Source organism: Psychroserpens mesophilus, assembly GCF_000826645.1.
Lineage (GTDB): Bacteria > Bacteroidota > Bacteroidia > Flavobacteriales > Flavobacteriaceae > Psychroserpens > Psychroserpens mesophilus.
Map to the genome: position 1 here is coordinate 1 of NZ_JXJP01000001.1, position 25518 is coordinate 25518.

At 34.4% G+C, this 25518-nt stretch carries 19 protein-coding genes; 6 read left to right on the top strand and 13 right to left on the bottom strand.

The genetic code is table 11. From position 1 onward, the window contains the following. The coding region (locus TD18_RS16500) for a choice-of-anchor L domain-containing protein (RefSeq protein WP_152611274.1) at positions 1 to 3455 on the top strand (3455 nt) is incomplete at its 5' end. Between the two features lie 48 nt (positions 3456 to 3503). On the opposite strand, the gene TD18_RS00010 is transcribed toward TD18_RS16500, so the two are convergent. From TD18_RS00010 to TD18_RS00020, 3 genes are all read right to left on the bottom strand, one after another. Then, positions 3504 to 3878, bottom strand: coding sequence for a hypothetical protein (locus TD18_RS00010; protein WP_040246853.1), 375 nt, complete (start codon positions 3876 to 3878; stop codon positions 3504 to 3506). A gap of 73 nt (positions 3879 to 3951) precedes the next feature. Beyond that, positions 3952 to 5313 carry a DUF5689 domain-containing protein gene (locus TD18_RS00015; protein ID WP_040246855.1) on the bottom strand — a complete coding sequence of 454 codons (1362 nt, stop codon included), beginning with the start codon at positions 5311 to 5313 and terminating at the stop codon, positions 3952 to 3954. 64 nt (positions 5314 to 5377) lie between these two features. Continuing rightward, positions 5378 to 8230 carry a TonB-dependent receptor gene (locus tag TD18_RS00020; RefSeq protein WP_040246858.1) on the bottom strand — a complete coding sequence of 951 codons (2853 nt, stop codon included), beginning with the start codon at positions 8228 to 8230 and terminating at the stop codon, positions 5378 to 5380. 126 nt (positions 8231 to 8356) lie between these two features. Here TD18_RS00020 and TD18_RS00025 point away from each other — a divergent pair, with 126 nt between their 5' ends. Next, positions 8357 to 9436 carry an endonuclease/exonuclease/phosphatase family protein gene (locus TD18_RS00025; RefSeq protein WP_040246860.1) on the top strand — a complete coding sequence of 360 codons (1080 nt, stop codon included), beginning with the start codon at positions 8357 to 8359 and terminating at the stop codon, positions 9434 to 9436. 73 nt (positions 9437 to 9509) lie between these two features. On the opposite strand, the gene TD18_RS00030 is transcribed toward TD18_RS00025, so the two are convergent. Then, complete coding sequence (locus TD18_RS00030; protein WP_040247859.1) at positions 9510 to 9944, bottom strand: hypothetical protein; 435 nt, start codon at positions 9942 to 9944, stop codon at positions 9510 to 9512. A gap of 204 nt (positions 9945 to 10148) precedes the next feature. Here TD18_RS00030 and TD18_RS00035 point away from each other — a divergent pair, with 204 nt between their 5' ends. Continuing rightward, positions 10149 to 12734: a phosphoenolpyruvate carboxylase gene (locus TD18_RS00035; protein WP_040247860.1), complete on the top strand. Its 2586-nt coding sequence runs from the start codon at positions 10149 to 10151 to the stop codon at positions 12732 to 12734. A 23-nt stretch (positions 12735 to 12757) separates the two neighbouring features. Here TD18_RS00035 and TD18_RS17335 read toward each other — a convergent pair whose 3' ends face one another. From TD18_RS17335 to metG, 7 genes are all read right to left on the bottom strand, one after another. Next, positions 12758 to 12934: a hypothetical protein gene (locus TD18_RS17335; RefSeq protein WP_162835781.1), complete on the bottom strand. Its 177-nt coding sequence runs from the start codon at positions 12932 to 12934 to the stop codon at positions 12758 to 12760. 65 nt (positions 12935 to 12999) lie between these two features. Next, positions 13000 to 13518 (bottom strand): ferritin, encoded by a 519-nt coding sequence (locus TD18_RS00040; RefSeq protein ID WP_040246862.1) that lies wholly within the window; start codon positions 13516 to 13518, stop codon positions 13000 to 13002. 74 nt (positions 13519 to 13592) lie between these two features. After that, positions 13593 to 14495 (bottom strand): histone deacetylase family protein, encoded by a 903-nt coding sequence (locus TD18_RS00045; protein ID WP_040246864.1) that lies wholly within the window; start codon positions 14493 to 14495, stop codon positions 13593 to 13595. Between the two features lie 93 nt (positions 14496 to 14588). Next, the gene (locus TD18_RS00050; RefSeq protein ID WP_040246867.1) at positions 14589 to 15296 is read right to left on the bottom strand and encodes an OmpA family protein; all 708 of its coding nucleotides are present in this window, start codon (positions 15294 to 15296) and stop codon (positions 14589 to 14591) included. A 4-nt stretch (positions 15297 to 15300) separates the two neighbouring features. Next, positions 15301 to 15771, bottom strand: a complete 471-nt coding sequence (locus tag TD18_RS00055) for a lipocalin family protein (RefSeq protein ID WP_040246870.1) — start codon at positions 15769 to 15771, stop codon at positions 15301 to 15303. A 93-nt stretch (positions 15772 to 15864) separates the two neighbouring features. Further along, positions 15865 to 17985, bottom strand: coding sequence for a Tex family protein (locus tag TD18_RS00060; protein ID WP_040246871.1), 2121 nt, complete (start codon positions 17983 to 17985; stop codon positions 15865 to 15867). An 86-nt stretch (positions 17986 to 18071) separates the two neighbouring features. Then, positions 18072 to 20135, bottom strand: coding sequence for a methionine--tRNA ligase (gene metG, locus TD18_RS00065; protein ID WP_040246873.1), 2064 nt, complete (start codon positions 20133 to 20135; stop codon positions 18072 to 18074). A gap of 151 nt (positions 20136 to 20286) precedes the next feature. Between metG and TD18_RS00070 the strand changes: the two genes are divergently transcribed. Together TD18_RS00070 and TD18_RS00075 are read left to right on the top strand one after the other, a co-directional pair. After that, complete coding sequence (locus TD18_RS00070) at positions 20287 to 21297, top strand: S66 peptidase family protein (RefSeq protein WP_084205819.1); 1011 nt, start codon at positions 20287 to 20289, stop codon at positions 21295 to 21297. A 111-nt stretch (positions 21298 to 21408) separates the two neighbouring features. Further along, positions 21409 to 22248: a winged helix-turn-helix domain-containing protein gene (locus TD18_RS00075; RefSeq protein WP_040246876.1), complete on the top strand. Its 840-nt coding sequence runs from the start codon at positions 21409 to 21411 to the stop codon at positions 22246 to 22248. 4 nt (positions 22249 to 22252) lie between these two features. Here TD18_RS00075 and TD18_RS16505 read toward each other — a convergent pair whose 3' ends face one another. Further along, entirely contained in the window at positions 22253 to 23236 is a 984-nt protein-coding gene (locus TD18_RS16505) for a T9SS type A sorting domain-containing protein (RefSeq protein WP_052460974.1), read from the bottom strand. Positions 23237 to 23308: 72 nt separating this feature from the next. On the opposite strand from TD18_RS16505, the gene TD18_RS00085 reads away from it, so the two are divergent. Next, entirely contained in the window at positions 23309 to 23668 is a 360-nt protein-coding gene (locus TD18_RS00085) for a YraN family protein (RefSeq protein WP_040246879.1), read from the top strand. Positions 23669 to 23670: 2 nt separating this feature from the next. On the opposite strand, the gene TD18_RS00090 is transcribed toward TD18_RS00085, so the two are convergent. Beyond that, positions 23671 to 25518 carry a PLP-dependent aminotransferase family protein gene (locus tag TD18_RS00090; protein WP_040246881.1) on the bottom strand — a complete coding sequence of 616 codons (1848 nt, stop codon included), beginning with the start codon at positions 25516 to 25518 and terminating at the stop codon, positions 23671 to 23673.

A 25518-nucleotide genomic window follows, 5' to 3' on the forward strand; every position in this document is an offset into this window, starting at 1 on the left:
ATTCGATGTATTTTGAGATTGATGCAGATGGTTCAGTGAGTTGTGCGTCGGGAAGTGGCTGTTGTACAGCAGAATGGGATTTCACAGTAGCATGTGCGACTTGTGTGAATCCATCAGCGAGTTATAGTGTTGTCTCCAACTGTGTTGTAGGACCAGAGTTTTTTGTTGATGTAGATTTAACCGATTTAGGATCAGCAACGTCGATAACGATAAGTGATAATCAAGGAAGTGCAGATCAAACAGTAAGTGCAACAGGAGTTGTACAGTTTGGACCATATCCAAATTTAACACCAGTGGTAATCACTGTAGCTAACGACGATGATCCGAATTGTGAGATATCAAGTACAACGTTAACACAAGAACTTTGTTTAGATACCGTTGTTGATTGTACAGGAGGACCAATTGCAGGATTCTTATGTTATGATAATAATGATTCTGTAATTTTAACTTATACAAGTTCAGATGGTAACCCATTGAATTTGAATTTTCTTGATGGCGAGATAGAAGGCGCACCATTTGACTTTTTATTGGTCACAGATGGCAATGGAACAGTGTTATACAATGATGAGGGTAACGATGGGGATTTAGCAGGATTATCCTTTCAATCGATAACGGATACGATAACGATTCAAATTTTATCAGATGGCTCTGTAAGTTGTACTTCTGGCGCTTTTCCAGATGGTATAGATTTTACTGTAGCTTGTGCTACATGTATCAATCCAGCAGCGACCTATCAGGTTGTTGATGATTGTGCAAATGGAAATCAGTTTTTAGTTAATGTGAATGTATCTACTTTAGGTGATGCAGCATCTTTAACAATTTCAAATAATATTGATACAGATACAGTATCGGCAAGTGCTGCAGGGGTTTACCAAGTTGGGCCTTTCCCTTTTGGTGTAGATGTAGTTATCACCTTGAGTAACGATCAAGATCCTAACTGTGTTATAAATAGCTCAGCAATTCAATTATTAGCCTGTCCACCAGCAAATGATAATCCTTGTGGAGCTACAGTTGCTCAGGTTAATGCTGACGACAGCTGTACTTTAATAACTCCAGGAACTTTATTAGAGGCTACCGATTCAGGAGTTCCTAACGGAACTTGTACTGGAGATGCTGATGATGATGTATGGTTTGAATTTACAGCCTTAAGTGACATTCAAATTATTTCAATTTTAAATATCAACGGAGGAGGTTTCTTCCAAGATATAGATCATGCCGTTTATGAAGGAACTTGTGCTGCACCAGTAGAATTATATTGTTCAGATGCTGAAGCCAGTGTAACACCTGTGCTAACCGTGGGGAACACCTATTACGTTAGAGTGTTTTCAGCAAATAGCGATTCAGTAGATTACACGTTTGATCTTTGTATTAGACCTGGTTCTGGAAATGTATTAGTAGATCAAACAACATATTCTGTTGAGGAGTTAGTCATAGATGTTTTAATAGATAGCCCTTGTGCTCAAATTTCTAATGTTACTTTCTCTACAGGTACTAATTTTGGAGAAGACAATGGAATTGGTTATTTCTCTAATCCTGATGGAGGATTCCCTTTTGAAGACGGAATTTTATTAACCTCAGGTGATGCTTCTGAGGCTGCAGGACCAAATATAAATGCTATGGGAGCAGGATCTACCAATTGGCCTGGTGATCCGGATCTTACTGCGATTGTTACACAAGCAGGTGTAAATAATAACACAAATAATGCAACAATTATTCAATTTGATTTTGTGCCACTTAATGATGAATTAAGCTTTGATTTTATTATGGCTTCGGAAGAATATGATATGGGAACTTTTGAATGTACCTTTTCTGATGTCTTTGCGTTTTTATTAACAGATTCAAGTGGAAACACAACAAACTTAGCTGTGGTTCCTGGAACAACAGATCCGATATTAGTAACGAACATTCACCCAGATAATGGTGCATGTCCTGCTGTTAATGAACAATATTTTGGAGAATATATTCCAGATAACTTACCTCCAATCTCTTTTGATGGAAGAACTACTGTATTTACTGCGTTCTCACCTGTAAATATTGGAGAGACTTACACTATAAAATTAGCCATTGCAGATGCAGGAGATTCTAATTTTGATTCAGGAGTATTTTTAAAAGCAGGTAGTTTTGATATTGGTGAAGTAGACTTAGGAGGTGATATTACTATAGCAGGTGGTAATGCTGTTTGTGAAGATGAACCAATTATTTTAGATACTTCAGCTCCAAATGTTAACCACGTTTGGTATAAAGACGGCTTTGTCATTGATGGAGAAACAGCTTCTACACTTACAGTAACAGAAGCTGGTTTATATACAGTTCAAATTATTTTTTCACCATCCTGTATTATAGATGATGAAGTATTAATTGAATTTTTACCAAATCCAGTAGTGGCAAATACTCCAGATAACTTAACTGCATGTTCAACTACAGCACAAGCACAGTTTGATCTTACATTAAATGATACTGTCGTTTTAGGCACACAAAATCCAGCTGATTTTACAGTGACTTATCACGAATCTCAGCTAGATGCGGATTCAAGTAGTAATGCTTTAGGTTCACCTTATACGAATATGTCTAATCCTCAAACGATTTTTATTAGAATTGAGGATATTGCTACAGGTTGTTTTGAAACGACAACATTCACTTTATCTATATCGAGTCCAACACATACTGCTGAAAGTGTTGACATTATTGGTTGTGATAACGATGATGATGGAATTGCCAGTTTCGATTTAGATGCTCACGATGTCAATGTATTAAACGGACAAGATGCATCTCAGTTTATAGTAACCTATTACGACTCTCAAGTTAATGCTGATGCCGCAACGGGAGCTTTAGCAAGTCCATATGATAGTTCTGGGGAAACAATATTCGTTAGAGTTGAAACAATAGCTTTTGCAGATTGTTATGTCACTAATAGTTTTGATTTAGTAATAGGAACAGAACCAATGACTTCATTTACTACTAATTTTGATTATGAAGTATGTCCTGATGCAACAGTGCCAATTATAATTGAAGCGACGCCTGAAAACTACATTGAAGGAGATGTCACTATTAATTGGTATTTAGATAATGGTCTAATTTCTAATGAAAACGGATTAACGCTTCCTGTTCTCGATGCTGGTGATTACGAGATCGAAGTCATTTTTAATGATACAGGTTGTTCTAATAGCGCCTTCATTACAGTAATTGAGCTAGATACTTGTGTTATCCCTCAAGGGATTTCTCCAAACGGAGATGGAAGTAATGATGTTTTTGACTTAAGTAGTTATGGCGTAACAAAGCTTGAAATTTTTAATAGAAATGGAACCTTAGTATATTCTAAGACGAATTATACAAATGAATGGTTTGGTCAATCCAATGATGGTGAAGAGTTACCCGTTGGAACTTATTTCTATACTATGGAATATCAAGATGGCAAACAAAGAGCTGCTTGGGTATATATTCAAAGAGAGAACTAAAAACTAAGTTTTATAAATGAAAAAGCCTCTTTTAAAAGAGGCTTTTTTTTATGCGTTTAATAAAATAATAGCTAATGATATACATCCTAATAATAGTAACCAGAGCAATCTCATAGTATAGATTGGTTGTTTGTTTTTATTAGTTTTAGCATTTAATACTTTTCGTTTTCTACCACTATATACAATCCAGTTTCTAAAGTAAATAAAAACACTTGTCATGATAAAAAGTGCCCATCCTTTGGATGCTGAAAATGTATTAACATGCATTTGTTCTAAAAATACAGCAAAGAATGCACCTAATACTAAAATCAAGGCTATTTGTAAAAGCGAAAGATATACAATAGCTATAGTATTTGCTTTTTGTTTATGCGTTATTTTATAATGCTTAAAAACGCTAAAAAAGATAGTATCAAATGTTGTCATTGTATTTGAATTTTAGATAAAAAAACCACATCTTTTAAGATGTGGTTTTTTGGTAATTATAAATGAATGTTTATTACTGTACAATAACAAAAACATTATCAACGTGAATAGTAGTATTAAGGTTACTCGTATCACTTCCTGTATATACAAAAGCAATATATCCTGTACCCGAGTAAGATGATAAGTCAATCTCACCAGATTCTGTCCAAGTAAACCATTCTTCAAAATCATTTTCTAAACTTGAAGTAAAATCTAATTCATCCCAAGTTGCACTTCCAACACCAGCTTCAGTCCCATCAAAATCGGTTGAGATGTAAACTTTTAAAGCATCATGACCAGCATCAGGATAAGCATGTTCAGTTTGGAATGTTAACACTTCACCATCTTCAGCATCTAAATTCATAGCAGGAGAAATTAACCATCCGATATTACTTGAGTCATTAGTTTGGAAAGCCGTAAACTCAGCATAACCATTTCCTTGATAAACTTGTTCTGTCCAGAATTCTGAACCAGCTTGAGCAACGTTTAACCAACCATCAACATCAAAAATTGAATTGTCTGTAACATCATTGAAGTTAGCTGCAAGTAAAGGCTCAGGACAAGGATCAGGATTATTAAAGTTAATGTCCTCTGGTGTATTTAAATAAATTGTATAGAAATCGTCAAAGAAATCACGTGTTAAAATCCCATCAATTGACCCTCTGTTACCAGGTAATGTTAACGCTTTAAAATCTGAAAATGTACTTGTGCTTAATATCACGCTAGAACCTAAACAAGTTTCTATAATACGCTCACCATCAAAACTATCGCCACTTTCTGATGCAAATGTCATTCCGACTTGATCTTCATTGAATCTCACGTTTGTAAGTCTGATATACTGACTTTCTAAATCATTTGAAAATTCACCAATTGTAACTTCTTTAGGAACGATTGTTGCAATTTCTCCAGATCTAAATACATGATCAGGAACTAAAGAACTAGCTATTCTATTTAATTCATCACCATCCAAACGACCTAATTGAACAACGCCATTATCTTCTGCAACGGTAAGACCATTTAATTTGATGAAGACTTTACGTCCAAATTCAAATCTAGTAAATACTGGATTGATATCAATTTGAACAACGATTGCAGCTGTCGGATTTTCAGGAGCATCCTGTAATACTAATTGCTTGTAGAAGTTTCCACCTTCATCACTAGAAACAACATAACCTTCCATATATCTAGGCGAACTGTATTCTAAAGTTACAGGTTCATTTTCTTGGTAGTAGCTACCTAAAACAGCACCTATACTAACTTTTTGATCTTCAGGAAAATCAACTACTGTTGAATTTATCGTATCTGGCGTGTCAAAATCATCGTCTTGAACACAAGCATTAAACACTACTAAACTGAATGCAAGTAGTAGAAATTTGTTAAATTTAATTGTTTTCATTTTTTCTTTTTTTGTGAGTTTTTAAATCAAACTCGTAATTATAATTTTATGTTTAGCTTTTTTTTTAGAACCTAAGATACACATTTAAATAGTAAGTTGTACCATATCCGAAGAAATAACGAGAACCAAACACCTCTCCATTATCTCTAGATTTGTCTTCTAATACTCTATCATAAGTAGCAAGTCTTGATTGTTCAAAACCACCAGTTCTGTAATCTTCATTGAATACATTATTGATTGTAGCAAAGAAACCAATAAAGTAATCATTTACTTTCCATGATTTTCCACCAACGACATTTACTAGCATATAGCTGTCAAATTGCTCTTGTTTTAATAATTCTCTAGCTATATTATTGTCAAAGTCTGTAATAGGTTGACCATCAAAACTTGAAGTAAAATTAGACGATCGTCTTAATCCACTGGCATCAACATAAGCATTTGAAAAGAAGTTGGATGTTACACCAATATTCCAATAATCTGGATCACGATACTCAAAGCCGATTTGATATGCACGTTCTGGACCACCAGCAACATGTAAATCTTTTAAGTTGGTTGTACCATCACCAAAGGTTAGTTCACCATCGAAATCATCACTAGTTAAGTAAAGATTTGGATTGTTATTAAATGTATATTGTCCCACTGATGCAGCAGCTTTTAATTTAATAGTAGGAGTAACTTGAGCCTCGATACCAAATTCTGCCCCAATATGACGTCTTTCAATATTTGTCATAACCTCCTGAACAAAAGCATCACCAGTATCTAAGCCTAATCCAGCTAAATCTTCTGTAAAGTAGAATCCAATATCAGTTCCGTTTTCAAATCCAGAATAGAAACCAGTTAATCTCGCTTTTACAATAGGAGATCTAAAAATATAGCTCACATCAACCGACTGAATTTGCTCACTTTCAAGACCAGTAACAATATTATTATTTTGTCTAGCATTACTGAACGAGTTTCTGATAGTTGGTGCCTTTGTAAAATAACTTGCGTTAACATCTATTAAGTGACGTCCAGTAACTTTATAAGTAGCACCTGCTTTAACTCCATAATTAGAGAAATCTAATTTTTCACTTTTACCAAATGATTCTGCTCCAGGGAAATTCCCGTTTTCATATAAACCATTTCTTTGATAAGTGGTTTGAGAGATATTAGCTCCTACATAAAAATCAACTTTACTATACTTGAATTGCGCCTGAGCAAATCCAGTAATAACATCAGAATCTATTTCATAGTTATACTTGTAACGATCACCTTCTTGAACAATTCTATTAGGATTATTGATATCACTTTGAGCAATAGCTTCTAAACCTATTGTTGAATCTGGATCGGTTTCTTCAGCAAAGAAATCAACATCTAAGAAACCAGTACCACCTAAAAGGTCTTTAAGCTCAGCAAAGTTTTCACTGTTAAGCTTTCTGTAACTTAATGAAGCATTTAACCTAATACGTTCAGATAATTCAGCATCTAAAATGGTATTGATAGTTAGTTGTTTGTCATCATTTCTGTCTTCTTGAATTGCGTAAATTGAATTCCCACCCTGAGCTCTCACAACTGCATTACCTAAATACAGGGCATTCCAATCTAACTGACCATCATTTCTAAAGTTTTGTTCAGCTAAATAGGCTTGTTCGTAGTTATAAGCTGTTGGGTTGTCAAATCTAAGTTGATAGCTAGGTAAGTTCTGATAATAAGCTGGATCAGGATTTCTTGCACCACCAACATAAGCAGAACCACCATTTAAACTAACTAAACGTGTACCACCATTATCAATTCGAGTGTTTCCAATTTTACCAAATTGGTAAGCCACATTGGTATTTAATTTAACTTTAGACGTAATATCCCAGAAGTGATTTAACATTAAAATTGGTTCAACGATATCTCTTGTTCTAGAGTTTCTGATTTCACCATCTTGTTCTCCCCAAAAAGGATTATAGTCATTTCCTTTCAAATTATATACTTCTTCTGTAATTGCTGTAGAACGACCACGTCTATTTTGAGCATAGATAGAAGTGAAATTGATACTGTGATCTTCGCCTAATTGTTTTTCAATAGAAGCAACGAATGAATTTGAGTCATACAATGTACCTTGAACATAACCTTCATCACCATAACGTCTTGATGCAAGAACTGAAAATGCCCAACCACCTTCAAGTAATCCAGAATTATAACTTGCCATAATACGACCAGCATAACTTCTGTTTGCACTTGCATAAGAAACTCGACCACCTTCTCGGTACTTAGAACCTCTCATTATGATGTTGTTTGTACCTGCAAGATCACCAAATGTGTAATCGTTAGCAGACATACCCATAGTGAACTCTTGGTTTCGTTGTACGTCATTAATTCCACCCCAGTTTGCCCATTGAGGTCTACCGTTAAATTGTTTGTTCATTTCTACACCATTGATAAGCACTTTACCATTGGCATTATCCAAACCACGAGGTCTGAAAAATGTTGCACTGAAATCAAATGCCGCAGCATTTAAAAATACATCTCTAGATGACTGTAGTAAACCAGAAACATTATCTGTTAAACCATCATCTTCACTGTTTAAGTTATCATCTGAAATTGAGATGATAAACAAATCTTTTTTGTCACTTGAATCGTAATCTAATGTCATTCCACTTATGTCAACAGTTTGACCTTCGTTAACGACAATAGGATACCTTTTGGTAACGTAATCTACTTTTTCAACTTTGAGTACTTGCTCACCTAAGGGAACAATAGTCTCAAATTGAAACTCACCATTAGCATCAGTAGATGCTGTAATTGATGTTCCTTCAATTGTAATGGTTACATCTGGAATAGGTTCTCCTGTTGTGCCGTCAAGGACACTACCTTTTACGATAGTCTCTTGAGCGTAGCTTGTAAACACAGAAAAAATTCCGAATAAAAAAATCAATAAACTTTTTTTCATGCCTAATCTTTAGTTAATAATTGTTGCGCATTAAATAATAGTTATTTAAGGCTTGCAAATTTACATTATTTATAATAAATACATACTTTTGGCGCAAGTTTTGATTAGATATAACAATAACATAATATGAATACTATGAAATTACAACATTTCCCTCTAGTAATTATCTGTTTTTTAGCAACATTAAATGGATTTTCTCAGGAGGAAAAAAAAGAAAAAAGGTTTAAAATTCATACCGTTGCATTTTACAACTTAGAAAATTTATTCGATACCGTAAATGACACCACTAAAATTGATGAGGCTAGTCCAATTATGGAAATGAATGCTAACAGAGAAGAGGTGTATTTAAAGAAAGTACATAATATGGCTAGAGTCATTGCCGATATAGGTACAGATGTTACCGGAAATGCTCCAGCTGTTATTGGCGTTTGTGAAGTTGAAAACCGTCAAGTTTTAGTTGATGTGGTAAATGATCCGTTACTAATAGGTAGAGATTATGGCATTATACATTATGAATCTCCTGATGCAAGAGGTATTGACGTCGCATTATTATATCAAAAAAAATTATTTAGACCAATCTCTCACAGTTCACATGAAGTAAAAATTTATGATGATAGAACAAGAAAACGCAAACAAACTAGAGATCAGTTATTAGTGACTGGAGAATTAGATGGCGAGGTGATTCATGTTATTGTTAACCACTGGCCATCGAGAAGTGGAGGCGAGGCAAGAAGCAGACCTAAACGTGTCGCTGCAGCAAAAGTCAGTAAACGGGTCGTTGATTCATTGCAGTCTATTGATCCTTATGCGAAGATTTTTGTGATGGGAGATTTAAATGACGATCCAACAAACGATAGTGTAAAGAAAGTTTTAGAAGCTAAAAACGAAAAAGAGGATGTTGGTTTAAAAGGAATTTATAATCCTTACGAAAATATGTTCAAGAAAAGTGGTTTCGGAACAACAGCTTATAGAGATGCATGGAGTTTGTTTGATCAAATTATGTTTACAAAGCCACTTATTGAAAAAGATGATTACACATCATTTCGATTTTATAAAGCTGGAATTTATAACAAACAATATTTAACCAATCCAAGAGGACGATGGAAAGGATATCCTTTCAGAAGTTTTGCTGATGGAGGATTCACAAATGGTTTTAGTGATCATTTCCCAGTCTATGTCTATCTAATTAGAGAAGTGCAAGACTAATAAATTTCAATATGCAAATTGGAAAAAGGCGAAACTTTATGGTTTCGCCTTTTTTATAATTGTATAAATAAGATTAAAACCAATTAGACCAAGGAATTCTAGATAATACTAGAAGTAAACCAAGTGTATAAAAAATAGCAAGTACTTTAAATTTTGGTTTTGAGGTGAGTTTTTTTTTGTGTTTTGAATAGCCAATAGTAATAAAAGTAACAGCAAGTATTCCAACAAATGGATGCTCTACAGCTAATAATCTCGCTGCTGAACTCAACCCACTCATTCCATTGGCGCTGATGTTTTTGAAACCGTTAGGTGAAACAAAATAAAGTGCCAATCCAATGAGTAATTGAATATGGGTTACAATAAGTGTGAATAATGCGATTCTAAAATCTATGGCTTGAAATTCCTTGCCACTTAGGTATTTGGTAATTGCATTGAAACTGGCAATAACAATCATTGTTAATACCAAGTAGGCCCAATAAGAATGAATCATTTGAAGGATACTATACATCGTTTTAATTTGAAAAGTTAACATTGCAAATGTACTAATTATATAGAGACGCTTAATTACACTTTAGAAAATTCATACAAAAGCGCATATAATTATGTGGCATTGCTAGTAATACTTCTTTGTGTTAATTTTTATGTAAAAATGTTATCTCATTTTTTAAAATTAGTAACGCTTACATTACCTTTATACAAAGAAGCTAATATTATGTCCACACAACCAAAACTTATAAGGTTTAATCAAAACGTCGTATCAAAATACCAGATATACAATAGTATTTTTATGACGTTGCCTTTTGATTCCATTTCAAAAACAGTGGTACTGCTTCCTCTTTTTTATGAAACTTGTAAAAAAGGATTTGAGAATGGCGAAAACCCGACAACAATAGTCGAGACTTTTTTTAAGAAATACCAAGGCAGACGAAACCACCAGAGCCAAATCAATTTGTTATTTCGGTTCATTCAATACATCGAAAGACAAGTCGTGCTTTTTGATGCTGTCGAAGACGCTGCCTTTCCAATAGTTCACAATATGGAAGGTATAGGAACTTTAAGGAGTTTAAAAGAGAATGCCGAAGCGGATCATAAAAAACAGTTATTACAACAATATCTAGAAGCCTTTAAAGTTAGAATTGTACTCACTGCCCATCCTACACAATTTTATCCAGGTACAGTTTTAGGGATCATCACCGATTTGGCTGAGGCCATTAAACATGATAATCTTTCTGAGATTAATAGCCTTTTGGCGCAATTGGGAAAGACTCCATTTTTTAAAGATAAAAAACCTACTCCTTATGATGAGGCCGTGAATTTAACATGGTATCTTAAAAATGTCTTTTATCATTCCTTTGGCTCTATTTATGATTATGTTCAACAAAATATTTTTGACGATGCTGAGATAGATAATTCTATTATTAATATAGGATTTTGGCCTGGAGGAGATCGCGACGGAAATCCTTTTGTGACACCTCAAATCACATTGGATGTTGCTAAAAAATTAAAAGAGTCTATCATTAAAAACTACATCAAGGATGTAAAGTATCTGAGACGCCGTCTTACATTTAGAGGTATAAGAGAACGTATCATTACTTTAAACCATCAACTTCATAACACGTTGTTGAATAGGGATGAAGACAATCAAATTACGCTCTTAGAGTTTAGAAATGAGTTAAAAACCATTAGACAAATTTTAATTTCCCAGCACCAATCTTTATATGTTGATAAATTAACCATGTTAATCAACAGAACAACTCTTTTCGGATACCATTTTGCAAGTTTAGACATTCGCCAAGATAGTCGAGTTCACGATGAAATGTTTACTGCTCTAGTGAACGAACTGCAGGCGAATAAAAGTGATATATTCCCAGATAACTATTTTGATCTACCACTAAAAGAACAGTTAAAGTTGCTTTCTGGTATTAAAGGAACTGTTGACGGAATTGAATTTAAAGACGAATTAGCTATTAATATTACAGAAACGATTAAAGCAATGAAATCCATACAGGAACAAAATGGAGAAATTGCTTGTAATCGATATATCATAAGTAATAATCAAACCACATTAAATGTCCTTCAGTTATTCGCTATGCTGAAAATAGTAGCATTTGGCGATGATCTTACTGCCGACGTTGTTCCGCTTTTTGAGACGGTTACTGATTTACAGGCTTCTGCGAATGTTATGGAAGATTTATATACCGATAAAAATTATAGAGCACATCTTGAACAACGAGGCAATAAGCAAACAATCATGCTTGGCTTTAGTGATGGCACAAAAGATGGAGGCTATCTCATGGCAAACTGGGCTATCTTTAAGGCAAAAGAAGCTCTTACTCAATTATCTAGAAACTACGGAATAGATGTTATTTTCTTTGACGGTCGAGGAGGACCTCCAGCTAGAGGTGGTGGAAAAACGCATCAGTTTTATGCCTCTCTGGGACCAACTATTGAAGACAAAGAGATTCAGTTAACCATTCAAGGGCAAACTATTAGTTCAAATTTCGGAACCTTAGAATCATCACAGTATAACATGGAACAGCTTATTAGTTCTGGGATTTCTAATCGATTAAATGATAAAAACCAAGCCATGTCTTCTGATAATAAAAAGGTCATGGATCATTTAGCAGAATTGAGTTATAAAGCCTATGTAAATTTTAAAAATCATCCTAAATTTCTTCCATATCTTGAACGTATGAGTACGTTAAAGTATTACGCGAAAACAAATATTGGAAGCAGACCTTCAAAACGAGGAAAGTCCACTAAATTGATTTTTGAAGATTTAAGAGCGATTCCATTTGTGGGTAGTTGGAGTCAGTTAAAACAAAATGTACCAGGATTCTTTGGAGTAGGAACAGCCTTGAAATATTATGAAGATAAAAATGAATTTGAAAAGGTTAGATCCTTATATAATGACTCAAAATTCTTCAAAACTTTAGTTGAAAATAGTATGATGTCTTTGTCAAAATCATTTTTCGATTTAACCAAGTATATGGCAGATGATGAAGAGTTTGGTGAATTTTGGAAAATTATTTATGCTGAATATGAAACCTCGAAACGCTTGTTACTCAAACTTACAAATTCAGAAGAATTAATGGAAAACGAACCTGTTGGAAAGGCCTCTATAGACGTGAGAGAATCTATTGTATTGCCTCTATTAACCATACAACAGTATGCACTGAAGAAAATTCAAGAACTTGAAAAGGCTGAGGTTAGAAATGAAAAGGATATTGCTGTCTATGAAAAAATAGTAATGCGTTCTTTATTTGGTAATATAAACGCGAGTCGAAATTCAGCATAAGCTAAAGGTTGTTTGAACTTGACTTAAGCCACTTTTTTGATTAAGTCAAAGCAAGGACATTTATTACAGCGCTTGCGCTCTGCCTTTTTATACTTTTTGCAACATTCAGATTTTACCTTACCCAAACTATCAATTCCCAAGGTTTGAATGGTTTCGATACGGTTTTTTTTTAGCTTTTTGTCTTTCTTCTTTTTACCCATTGCAACTGTCAAAACAACATTGCAAAATTAATTATTTAAATTGAATCTAAATAAATTTTAACATTTTAGACGCCAGGTTCTTGAGCTGCTGAATGAACTGTTAATTGTTGAATGTCTCTGTCGAATAAATATAAACCACCTTTATCATCACCAATCATATTGACTTTATCTAATATAGTTCTAGCTGTAGCTTCTTCTTCAATTTGTTCAGAAACGTACCATTGTAAGAAATTGTGAGTGGCATAATCTCTGTTTTCTAATGTAATATGGACCAAATCATTAATGCTTTCAGATACATAGATTTCATGAGCTAATAGCTTCTCAAACATTTCTTTAAAAGACTTAAATGTAATATTTGGAGCTTTCAATTCTGAAACATGAGCATGTCCACCACGTTCATTAACAAATTTTACCAGTTTAAGCATGTGCTCGCGTTCTTCATCAGACTGGTCATACATGAAATTTGAAATGCCTTCTAGTCCTTTTACTTCAGCCCAAATTGCCATTGCTAGGTATACCTGAGACGATTCTGCTTCGATTCGAATTTGTTTGTTTAATGCCGCTTCTATAGTTTTTGATAACATAATGTCTTGTTTTAAGCAAAGATAAGTAGATAAACAGACAAATAAAATGGAAGTGTGTTATTTGATTAAATCATTTAAAAAAAGAGGTCTTGTGCCAATCTAAAGGTATTAGCATGTGCGTCAACAATGGTTTTGATATTTGGACTGTAGCCTCCTCCCATACTACACATCACAGGAAGATTATTTGTTTTGCAGGTTTCTAAAACGAAACGGTCACGAGCTTTACAACCTTCTATAGACATACCTAATTTACCTAGTTTATCACTTGCAATTACATCAACTCCACAGAGATAGTAAACAAAATCTGGCCGTTCTTGTTTTATCAACTTTGGAAGTGTTTCATAAAGTATCTTCAGGTATTCTTTATCTGAAGTGTTATTCTCTAAAGCGATATCTAAGTCACTCGTTTCCTTTTTAAAGGGATAATTAGCTTCGCCATGCATCGAGAACGTAAATACAGAAGCATCATATTTAAATATTTCGGCAGAACCATTACCTTGATGCACGTCGAGATCTACAATTAAAACTTTATCTGCTAATTTTTTATTCTGAAGATATCGTGCTCCAATAGCCTGATCATTTAATAAACAAAAAGCCTCACCACGATTCGTGTAGGCGTGATGTGTTCCACCAGCAATATTCATGGCAATGCCATGTTGTAAAGCGTATTCACTGGATTTCATAGTGCCATCGGCAATAATAACTTCACGTGTAACTAAACCATGACTTAAAGGAAAACCTATTTTCCGAGCGGCTCTTGCATCTAAAGTCAGTTGTTTTAAATCCTGAACATACTCTTCTGTATGCACTCTAAGAATATGTTCGTCTAAAGGGATTTCTGGTTCGAAGAAATTGTCTTTTGAACACGTTCCTTCGTAAATTAATTGTTCAGGTAATAACTCATATTTGAGCATTGGAAACCGATGACCTTCTGGCAATGGATGTTTATAAATAGGATGAAAGGCAATTTTAAGCATATTTGTAACAAAGTAAATGAAAGTTAAGTTTACCACATAAAAAAACAAGCACGAAAATGTGCTTGCTTAAGTAAACGCTATTGTAATGTGTGTTTAATTTTGTCCGGCTTGCTGTTTAGCCTCTTCAACCATTTGTTCATTAGGTAAAATAGCGACATTTACACGTCTGTTTTTAGCACGACCTTCTGTTGTAGTGTTGTCAAACATAGGTTGCGATTCTCCAAACCAGTTGGTTGTAAATCTACCGCTTTGCAATCCTTTACCAATAAGATAATTCGTAACTGCATAAGCTCTGTTTTTAGATAAGGTCATGTTGTAATCTTCCGTGCCTACATTATCTGTATGACCAACTACAAGAATATTAGTGTCTGGAAATTCTACAAATACATTTGCTAATTTATTTAATGTTTCTTGAGATGCCGTATTGATGTTGTATTTGTTTGTATCAAAATACACACCACTATTCTCATCAAAAGTTACAACAATACCATCGTCAACACGTTCTACGGTAGCTCCAGGTATTTCTTCCTCTATCTTCTGAGCTTGTTTGTCCATTTTATTACCAATAAGTACACCTGCAGTTCCACCGACAACGCCTCCAATAACAGCGCCAAGTTCGCCATTTCCTCCTTTACCAACATTGTTGCCAATAATGGCTCCTAAAACTGCTCCACCAGCTGCACCAATTACAGCACCTTTCTGCTTGTTATTTGCATTTCGTGTTGCTTTACAATTTACTAAACTGAAAGCCAGTACAAGTGTAAAGAGACTAATTCCTATTTTATTAAATAATGTTTTCATGTGTTTAAAGTTTTGTAAAATTCATATTAATTATAAAAGACGCACCATCAACTCGAACCGTTTGTTGCCATTGCATATTCGTTTCTGTTAGCAACTTTAATTTCATCCGAAAGCCTTGATTTGTTTCAGATTTTCCCTTCTCATTAGTCGGTTTGATTAAAAAATCATAAAGTCCAGTAGTCTCATCAACTTCATCTATTGTAAATACAAAGTATCTATCTCCAGAATTGCAGGATGGTTTTGAAATGTTGTAATTTCCTGTATTATTATTTGGAATAAATTGCCATGTACTACCTTCAAAACATTCGCGTGATGCATCGTTTAGAAGCGTAACATTGTAAGTACCAGTTTTGCTATAGTCAATAGAACTGAGAGTCCAGTTACCTTTTATAACTTTTTTTGAGTCTCTAACAGTTTTTGAAGCTCCACAGGAGAACAAGCAAATTCCGATAAGGACTAATAACATTTTTTTCATGATATTTTAGTTTTAAACTAAAGTAATCATGCGCTAAAAATCGGACTAGTGCATATGATTTAAATGTTGATGCAATTAATAAACTGCATGTTTTCAAAGTTTGTGTAATTTGAGTTGAATTCGTTTTCGAGCGATATCCACATCTAAAACTTTAACGACAATTTGTTGATGCAAGTGCACATGGTCGTTGACATCTTTCACAAAACTATCAGATAAATTAGACACATGTATCAAGCCGCTTTCTTTTATGCCAACGTCAACGAAACAACCAAATGCAGTAATATTATTGACAATTCCAGGTAGTAATTGACCTTCTCTTAAATCGTTTATGGTTTTTATATTCTGATTAAAAGTAAACACTTTAGCTTGCTCCCGAATATCTAAACCCGGCTTTTCAAGTTCTTTTATGATATCCTCAAGCGTTAGCAATCCGATAGTTTTGGTGCAATAGTGTTTTAAATTTATTTTTTGAAGAAGAGTTTTATTCCCAATTAATTCTGAAAGCGAAACGCCTTCATCTTTTGCCATTTGTTTAACGATAGCATAACTTTCTGGATGTACAGCAGAATCGTCTAATGGATTTTTACCATCTTTAATTCTTAAAAATCCTGCGCCTTGTTCGAAAGCTTTATCACCTAATCGCGGCACTTTTTTGATATCATTTCTAGATGTGAATGAACCGTTTTCACTTCGATAGTTCACTATATTTTCGGCTAATTTCGGACCAATTCCAGAGACATAACTCAACAAGCTATGACTTGCAGTATTGATATTAACGCCTACTGAATTCACACAATTTTCAACCACGACATCAAGTTCTTTCTTAAGTTTGTTTTGATCCACATCATGTTGGTATTGTCCGACACCTATAGATTTGGCATCAATTTTTACGAGTTCTGCTAAAGGATCCTGTAAACGTCTTCCGATGGACACCGAACCTCTAACGGTTACATCATAATTTGGAAACTCATCGCGAGCAATTTTTGATGCTGAATAGATACTGGCTCCAGCTTCACTAACTACAAAAACTTGAACATCATTTCTAAATCGAATTTTTCTAATTAAGGCTTCGGTTTCTCGTGATGCTGTTCCGTTTCCAATAGCTATGGCTTCAATCTGATGGGCTTCCGTTAAAAAACTGATTTTTTTCAAAGCTCCAGTTTGGTCGCTTTTAGGAGGATGAGGATAAATGGTTTCATTGTGTTTTAAGTCGCCTTTTTCATCTAAACACACTACTTTACAACCTGTTCTGAATCCTGGATCTATGGCTAAAACACGTTTTTCACCTAAAGGTGAACCAAGCAATAATTGTTTTAAATTTTTTGCGAAAATCGAAATGGCAGCATCATCGGCTTTCTCTTTTGCTTTTTGAAGTGCCTCATTGCTTAACGATGGAAACAATAATCGTTTATAAGCGTCTGAAATGGCGAGTTGAATTTGATCTGAACAAGCATTTTGACTTTTTATAATTCGATGTTCAATACGATTTAGAGCATGTTCAGTATCAATCTCAATTTTTACGCGAATGAACCCTTCGCTTTCTGCTCTTAAAATAGCTAATAATCTGTGTGATGGAATTCGGCTTAAAGCTTCTTCCCAATCGAAGTAATCTCTGAATTTTTGTGCATTGTCATCGTCTTTTTTTGACTTGACAACTTTTGTTGAAATCATCGCATGACGCTCCAATTGGTTACGAAGATTGTTTCTAATATCAGATCGTTCGTTAATCCATTCTGCAATGATGTGTCGTGCACCTTCTAAAGCATCTTCTGTTGAAGAAACAGATTCTTTTACAAAACGCTGTGCAGTTGATTCAAGATCATTTGCATTTTGGCTCATGATGATTTTTGCCAAGGGTTCCAATCCGTTTTTACGAGCTGTTTCAGCCTTGGTTTTTCTGCTTTTTTTATACGGAAGGTATAGATCTTCAAGCGTTGTGCTATCTGCACAAGCATTTACTTTTGCTTTAAGTTCTGAAGTTAGAACATCTTGTTCTTCTAATGCTTTTAAAATGGCTACTTTTCGTTTTTCTAAAGCCTCGAAAAGCCCTTTGTATTTTACAATATCACCAATTTGAACTTCGTCTAAATTTCCAGTGGCTTCTTTTCGATATCGCGAAATGAAAGGAATTGTACAGTCTTGATTTAGTAAATCAACAGTGTTTTTTACTGAAGATTCTGGTAGTTTGGTTTGGGAAATTATATAGGAAATCATAACACAAATTTGAAAGCCGAAAAGTAATAAAAAACCTCGCAGTAATCGACTACGAGGTTGAGAATATCTTATTTAGGACCTTGGAATTAACTAATCGGCAATCCGCTATTAACTTTTGTATCCGGATTGACGAAGACCAATTTGCCTTCAGGTGTTTCGGTCATTAAAATCATGCCTTCACTTTCAACACCACGTAAGGCTCTTGGTGCTAGGTTGACTAAAACTGTGACTTGCTTTCCCACAACTTCTTCAGGCGTAAAACTTTCAGCAATACCAGACACAATCGTTCGTGTATCAATTCCTGTATCGACTTTTAGAACCAATAGTTTTTTAGCTTTCGGCATTTTTTCGGCCTCAAGGATGGTTCCAACGCGTAAGTCAAGTTTGGTGAAATCGTCAAAAGAAATGATGTCCTTTTGAGGTTCGATTTCTTTATTTGCCGCTTCATTTGCTTTTTTGCTGGCTTCAAGTTTTTCCAATTGTGCTTCTATTGTTTTATCTTCAATTTTAGAGAATAACAATTCCCCTTTTCCAATTTGATGTCCAGAAGGAATGAGGATGTTCTTAGTTGAAATATCAGTCCAAGTAGATTCCGCATCAAGTGCGGAATGACAAAGAATACCTTTTAGTTTTTCTGAAGTAAACGGTAAAAAAGGTTCACTCAATGTTGCTAATGCACTTGCAATTTGAAGCGCTACGTACATAATTGTTTTTGTACGAACTTCATCAGTTTTTACCAGTTTCCATGGTTCTTCGTCTGCTAGATATTTGTTCCCTAAACGCGCCAAATTCATTAATTCCTGACTCGCTTCTCTAAATCGATAGCGTTCGATGGAGCTTTCAATCACAGAAGGATAGGCTTTTACTGCCGCTAAAGTTTCAGTATCTACTTCAGAAAACTCAGAAGCTTCAGGAACTATACCATTGTAATATTTGTTGGTCAAAACCACAACGCGATTGATAAAGTTTCCGAAGATCGCCACCAATTCGTTATTGTTTCTTGCCTGAAAATCTTTCCATGTAAAATCGTTATCCTTACTTTCTGGAGCATTAGCTGTTAATGCATAGCGCAACACATCCTGTTGATTTGGAAAATCTTCTAAATACTCTGGCAACCAAACAGCCCAGTTTTTAGACGTTGATAATTTTTTACCTTCAAGATTTAAAAACTCATTAGCAGGCACATTGTCTGGTAAAATGTAGGAGCCTTCAGCCTTGAGCATTGCTGGGAAAATGATACAATGAAATACAATGTTATCCTTCCCAATAAAGTGAACGAGTTTCGTGTCTTTGTCTTTCCAGTAAGGTTCCCAATCTTTACCCTCACGTGCTGCCCATTCTTTAGTTGAAGAAATATAACCAATAGGTGCATCAAACCATACATAAAGTACTTTGCCTTCGCCTCCAGGAACAGGAACCGAAATTCCCCAATCCAAATCACGAGTGACAGCTCTCGGACGTAAACCATCATCTATCCACGATTTTACTTGTCCGTAAACATTAGGCTTCCAGTCTTTTTTATGACCTTTTAAAATCCATTCTTTTAAAAAATCTTCGTGTTTATTTAAAGGTAAAAACCAGTGTTTGGTTTTTTTTAATGTTGGAACATTTCCAGTAATTGCAGATTTCGGATTGATAAGATCTGTAGCGTTCAAACTTGAACCACAACTTTCACACTGATCTCCATAAGCTTCTTCGTTTCCGCATTTCGGACAAGTTCCAGTTACGAATCGATCAGCTAAAAACTGATTGGCTTCCTCGTCATACAATTGTTCCGTGACTTCTTCAACAAACTCGTGTTTGTCATATAAAGTTTTAAAAAATTCTGAAGCAGTATCATGATGAATTTTAGCAGACGTACGCGAATAATTGTCGAATGTAATTCCGAAGTCTTCAAACGATTTTTTAATTATCGCATGATATTTATCTACGATATCCTGAGGAGACACACCTTCCTTTTTTGCTTTTATCGTAATAGGAACACCATGTTCATCACTTCCACAAATGAATGCCACATCATTTCCTGTTAAACGTTTATAGCGTGCGTAAATATCTGCCGGCACATAAACACCTGCTAAATGCCCAATGTGAATCGGACCATTAGTGTAAGGTAATGCAGCAGTAATTGTATATCGTTTTGGAGTATTCATTTTATGTAAACTAAATTGTCAGGCCGAGCGCAGTCGAGACCTAATTTAAACCTCTCGACTGCGCTCGAGGAGACAAACACCTTAATGTTTTTTGCAGCCACAAAAGTACACATTTTGAAAGCGATTTAGAAAAAAAATGTACATTTACAATATGTCTAAAATTCATTATTTTTTACTCTTGGCTTGTACGCTTTTTTTCTTCGGAAATAGCCAAGCTCAAGATGTATCTATTCAACAAAACCTAACTGCTTTGATACAACCACCTTATTTAAAAACTGGAGATACTGTTGCGATTGTTGCGCCTGCTGGAATATTAAAAAACAGAAATGATGAAGTAGAACGAGCTGTTGCTTTATTGAAAAGTTGGGGATTGAATGTTGTCGTTGGTAAACACGTGTTTAGTCAGGCAGATCATTTTGCAGGTACAGATGCAGAGCGTTGTGAAGATTTTCAAAATGCATTAGACGACCCAAAAATTAGTGCAATCTGGTGTGCCAGAGGTGGCTACGGAACGGTTCGGATTTTAGATAAATTAGACTATACGAAGTTTAAAGAACATCCAAAATGGATGATTGGTTACAGCGATATTACGGCATTGCACAATCAAATTCATAATGAAGGTTATCAATCTATTCATGCGTTGATGTGTGTGAGTTTGACTAAAGATTTAGACGATATTAAAGAAAGCCTAGAAACGTTTAAGTCCACCATATTTGGAAATCCTGTAAACTTTACTTTAGAAGGTTCAAGTTATAATAGAGTAGGCAATGCCACTGGACAATTGGTTGGAGGGAATTTAACCATGCTTCACACCATGTTGGGTTCAAAAACAAGCATTGATGTCTCTGGTAAAATCTTGTTTATTGAAGAAATAGGTGAATACAAATACCATATTGATCGCATGCTTCAAAGTTTGAAACGTGCAGGTTATTTTGATGATTGTAAAGGAGTAATTGTTGGTGATATGAGTAAACTTAGAAAAAACACTACACTTTGGGGAACGACTATCGAACAGCTAATTTTAGATGCATTAGCTGATTATGATTTTCCGATAGCATTTAATATGCCAGCAGGTCATGAAAACGATAATCGCGCTATGGTTTTTGGAAAAGTGATTCAGTTGAAGGTGGAGAAAGATGAATCAACACTAGTTTATAAATAATCTTTTGTTCAAGAAACGTCTTCAACGACTTAAAGTAAAGTGTCAAAAAAGTGTAAAATAAATGTGAATAGGTTAGATGTCACTCTTATTTATCATTTATTTGTAGTGCTTATGAAAAGATACCTTTATTTAGTTTTATTGCTTTTAGGAATTCTAAATTTATCGTCTTGTGCTAAAGACGATTCACATAGAGAACTTACAAAAATTGCACTTAGAGATGTTGGTCATCAATTGTTGCTATCCAATCAGGATTCTACATCTTTAATATTGCCAGTGCTTGAAACAGCATCTGATACATACCAGTTATCATTTCAAAATGAACTCGGTTTTAAACCCGACAGTCTTGTAATTTTCGTTAAAAACAGCCTTGAAAAAGCAGGTTTACCTGATCATTATCGCGTTGAGGTCTTTCAATGTGAAGATAATGAAGTGGCTTATAGTTATGAGATGAAAAATGAACAGGAACAAAGTCTTATTCCTTGTGCTGGACGCGCTTTGCCTCTTAATTGTTATACCATTCAAGTTCGTTTTGAAGGTAGAAAAGAGCAATTTTCATTGCTTTACTTGTGGCTCATTGTTCCTCTTATTTTAATTATTTGGTTGTTATTTAAACGGAAAATAACAACAACTCAATCAGTAACAGAGCATCCGTTTTATACCATTGGAAACTATAAATTTGATAAAGATCAAAGTAAATTAATTTATGTAAAAAAAGAGATTGGCTTATCTAAAAAGGAATGTGAGCTTTTAGAAATTTTATGCGACAATTTAAATGACGTGGTTAAAAGAGATGAATTATCCAAGCGCGTTTGGGAAGATCATGGTGTTTTCGTCGGTAGAAGCTTAGACACCTATATTTCTAAATTGAGAAAAAAATTAAAAGAAGATTCGTCCATAAAAATCACGAATGTTCATGGTGTTGGATATAAATTAGAAGTACTCAAGCCCTAGAAATTTAGTTTTTTACAAATTTTTCTATTCTTGATTGTTCTCCATTAATAATTTTGAAAAAGTAAATGCCACTGCTTAATTCTGAAACATCAATTTTTCTTTGATTCTTTTCTGAATTAAGAATGACCCTTCCGTTAATATCGATGATAGTGACAGTGTCATATATGATGTTGGTCTTTATATTTATATAACTTTTTACAGGATTAGGATAAAATATAATGTCTGAACTGAAGAAATTATATTCCTCAACAGATAGTGAACAAGGGTTTGTAGTTAAAGTAGAATTACAATTTGCTGCTAAATATTCAGTATTAGTTGCTAAACCGAAAATGGATGTGTCATGGGTAAAATTCAGTGGAGTTAATGTATCGTTTTCCAGATCTATTTCAAATAATTCAAAATCTCTACTTATAATTAGCGTATTATCTCCACACGAATTCACATGATTTGCAATCCCATAAGCGTTCCAAAAAGAAGAATCAGGAAGACAAAAAATAGCATCAATAGTATCATTGTAAATATTATAAGCACTAATTTGATCAGTGCCAGAACGTTTAAAAATAAGATTTCCCTTGTAAAAAACAAGGTCACCAGGAGTTTGAACACCTAAATTTGCTATAAGTTCAAGAGAATTATTTGTGATATCGTATTTAAATAAATTTTGAAGCTCGGTTAAAAAATACAAATCATTATTGTGGCCTGCTGTTAATGATGTATTAGAGCCAAATGAGTTTGATATTATAAATACCTCACTCAACTGGTCGTTACTAACATCATAATGGTATAATCTGGTACCTGAGGTTAAGTAAATTTCTCCTAAACTTGTCACAGCAATATCTGAGAAATAATTTTCAAATTGTTTAATTAATGTAGGCAGACCATTTTGGTCATAAGCAACAATTTTGAAAGACTCATCAATAACATACAGCGTTTGAGCGTAATTATGGCTGCAATAAATGAAGGTTAAGAATATGATGAGTTTTTTCACATCTATAAATTTAGTATATTGATTATAAGATACAACTAAGCTAATAAGGTTGCGTAATTATTATATCTATTTATGGCAAATCATAATGACTTAGGACAAAAAGGAGAAGAACTGGCAGTAGATTTTTTACTGAAACACGGTTATGAGATTCTATCTCGCAATTATATCTTTCAAAAGGCAGAAGTTGATATCATTGCTCAAAAGGAAGATGTTTTAGCCATTGTTGAAGTAAAAACACGATCAACTAATGTGTTTGGAAATCCACAAGACTTTTTAAAGCCAAAGCAAATTCAAAGAATTGTCAAAGCAGTCGATCATTTTGTGACCTCACATCAGCTTGATGTCGAAGTACGTTTTGATATCATTGCCATTGTTAAAAATGGAAATCAATTCGATATTGAACATTTGGAAAATGCCTATTATCATTTTTGACTTTAAGAAATAGCTCTTACAAAATCTAAAAAGACCTCTTTGTGACGCTCTAAATCCATATTTGGAGACAAGGCAACGCGCGCAATATAATCTTTGTCACCTTCTTTTGTTGTTCCTTGAGTTGATGTTGCAGGTATCGTCCAGTAACAGCCTTTTAGTTGTCCGTAGCTAACACAATATTTGCTTTCATCAGGAATTTCGGTAATCATCAAATGGATTAATTTATGATTCAAAGTTCTTTTGTACGCTTCTTTTTCTTCAGCAGTATTTCCTTTGGTTGGAAGATCAAGTGAAAACACAGAAGGCATAAAACCTTGATTTGCTAGGTCTTCGGAAACAAAATTGATTTTGGCAGCAGGTAAAACCACCTTAATGAAATTTACAAATTCTCGAGTGTTTTTATAAGCATCAACTATGCGCTGATTCATTGAAGGCAACTGATGTGCTAAAATTTCCATTTGATGAGAAGTCGCTTCATTGTCGCATAACATGAGATGCGTTTCAATGTATGCCATCAAAGCTTCAGCTTTAGTATTACCAACACAATAACCAGCAGTACATTGTCCGCCACTAGGAAATTTTGATCCACTGGCGTAAGAAATACTTCTAACTTCAGATAAGGTATGTCCTTCGCCTAAAAAGTGAACATTCGGACAAAAAGTTTGGTCTAAAATAAAAACAGGATCGATAGCATTATTGCCTGAAGCTGTTTTACGAACTTTACCTAAAGTTGCTTTTAATTGTTTCAGATTAGGCACTTCAACTCTAGGATTCGTTGGAATTTCAGCAATGATGTAAGGAATGGCATCTTCTTTAGCGATTTTCTCTAATATGACATCAATACTTTGAACCATGTCATTATCACCATCAACAGGTAAATCAACAATTTCTACATTATCAATGCAAGCCGCAACTCGTCTAGCCTGATCGTTTGTACCACCATAGCAATTTGGAGGAACAATAAATTTTATAGCTTTTTCTTTATGATGTTCTTGAGCATAATGAACCAGTCCCATCATAATTGCATACTGAATGGAAAGTCCGCTTGATCCAACTAAAGGTTTTTCAGTAGTACCAGTGATAGCAGTAATTGAATTTAAAACGCGTGCTTTAGTCGCACTGATGTTATTTTCAGTCTTTATACCAGAAGATGAATCAACGAGTAATTTTAGAGCTTCGAAACAATTAACAGGTGTCATTGCAATGGTTTCTCTTCTGCGAACATGTTGAATGTCTGAAATATACGCAGCGTTTAGTTCGCCATTAACTAGTAATACACTTCCTAAGGAATCGTGTATATTTATGAAAAAGTCAATATTAGGATGAAGATCGCTTTTAAAAATCTCTTTGTCTTGCGAAATGAAAATAGTGCTACCTTCAAATGCTGGAACATCTTCTGGTTGTTCAACCTTCATTACTTCAAATGTATAGCCATACACACGCTTTATAATGTCAACATCAAATTCGTCTGGTAACTCGTCTTTGAAAGTAATTAGAGTGTTTTTATGATTTAGTAAGTTCTTTCTCAGAACAGCCAAAACAGGAATCGTCTTTGATGAAAAGCTTATCACTTGTTCTGAATCTAAGTGATTTATATGCGCAATAGTCCATTCTAAAACGCTAGATAAAGGGTGACCTAAACGAATGTAATCGTAAGCTGTGGGTAAAATATGGAGTGCTGAAGTTTCAGAGTTGTTGGCATTAAAAAGAACTTCAAACTGGTCTAAGAATTGAGTTTTAGCCAGTTCTTCATTGTAAATATCAAGTCGATGCGTTGTTAAATTTAGCCAATCGGTTGGTAAATTTTCTAAAACAGCCTTAATATAGTTCAGTAATTTCGTGTCTTTCAT

Coding starts and splice junctions, on each gene's coding strand:
- TD18_RS00035 (WP_040247860.1), top strand. CDS start 10,149: ATGTCCACACAACCAAAACTTATAAGGTTTAATCAAAACGTCGTATCA.
- TD18_RS00085 (WP_040246879.1), top strand. CDS start 23,309: ATGGCAAATCATAATGACTTAGGACAAAAAGGAGAAGAACTGGCAGTA.
- TD18_RS00070 (WP_084205819.1), top strand. CDS start 20,287: ATGTCTAAAATTCATTATTTTTTACTCTTGGCTTGTACGCTTTTTTTC.
- TD18_RS00075 (WP_040246876.1), top strand. CDS start 21,409: ATGAAAAGATACCTTTATTTAGTTTTATTGCTTTTAGGAATTCTAAAT.
- TD18_RS00015 (WP_040246855.1), bottom strand. CDS start 5,313: ATGAAAACAATTAAATTTAACAAATTTCTACTACTTGCATTCAGTTTA.
- TD18_RS00030 (WP_040247859.1), bottom strand. CDS start 9,944: ATGTATAGTATCCTTCAAATGATTCATTCTTATTGGGCCTACTTGGTA.
- TD18_RS00055 (WP_040246870.1), bottom strand. CDS start 15,771: ATGAAAAAAATGTTATTAGTCCTTATCGGAATTTGCTTGTTCTCCTGT.
- metG (WP_040246873.1), bottom strand. CDS start 20,135: ATGAATACTCCAAAACGATATACAATTACTGCTGCATTACCTTACACT.
- TD18_RS00040 (WP_040246862.1), bottom strand. CDS start 13,518: ATGTTATCAAAAACTATAGAAGCGGCATTAAACAAACAAATTCGAATC.
- TD18_RS00025 (WP_040246860.1), top strand. CDS start 8,357: ATGAATACTATGAAATTACAACATTTCCCTCTAGTAATTATCTGTTTT.
- TD18_RS00010 (WP_040246853.1), bottom strand. CDS start 3,878: ATGACAACATTTGATACTATCTTTTTTAGCGTTTTTAAGCATTATAAA.
- TD18_RS00045 (WP_040246864.1), bottom strand. CDS start 14,495: ATGCTTAAAATTGCCTTTCATCCTATTTATAAACATCCATTGCCAGAA.
- TD18_RS00020 (WP_040246858.1), bottom strand. CDS start 8,230: ATGAAAAAAAGTTTATTGATTTTTTTATTCGGAATTTTTTCTGTGTTT.
- TD18_RS00050 (WP_040246867.1), bottom strand. CDS start 15,296: ATGAAAACATTATTTAATAAAATAGGAATTAGTCTCTTTACACTTGTA.
- TD18_RS00090 (WP_040246881.1), bottom strand. CDS start 25,518: ATGAAAGACACGAAATTACTGAACTATATTAAGGCTGTTTTAGAAAAT.
- TD18_RS00060 (WP_040246871.1), bottom strand. CDS start 17,985: ATGATTTCCTATATAATTTCCCAAACCAAACTACCAGAATCTTCAGTA.
- TD18_RS17335 (WP_162835781.1), bottom strand. CDS start 12,934: ATGGGTAAAAAGAAGAAAGACAAAAAGCTAAAAAAAAACCGTATCGAA.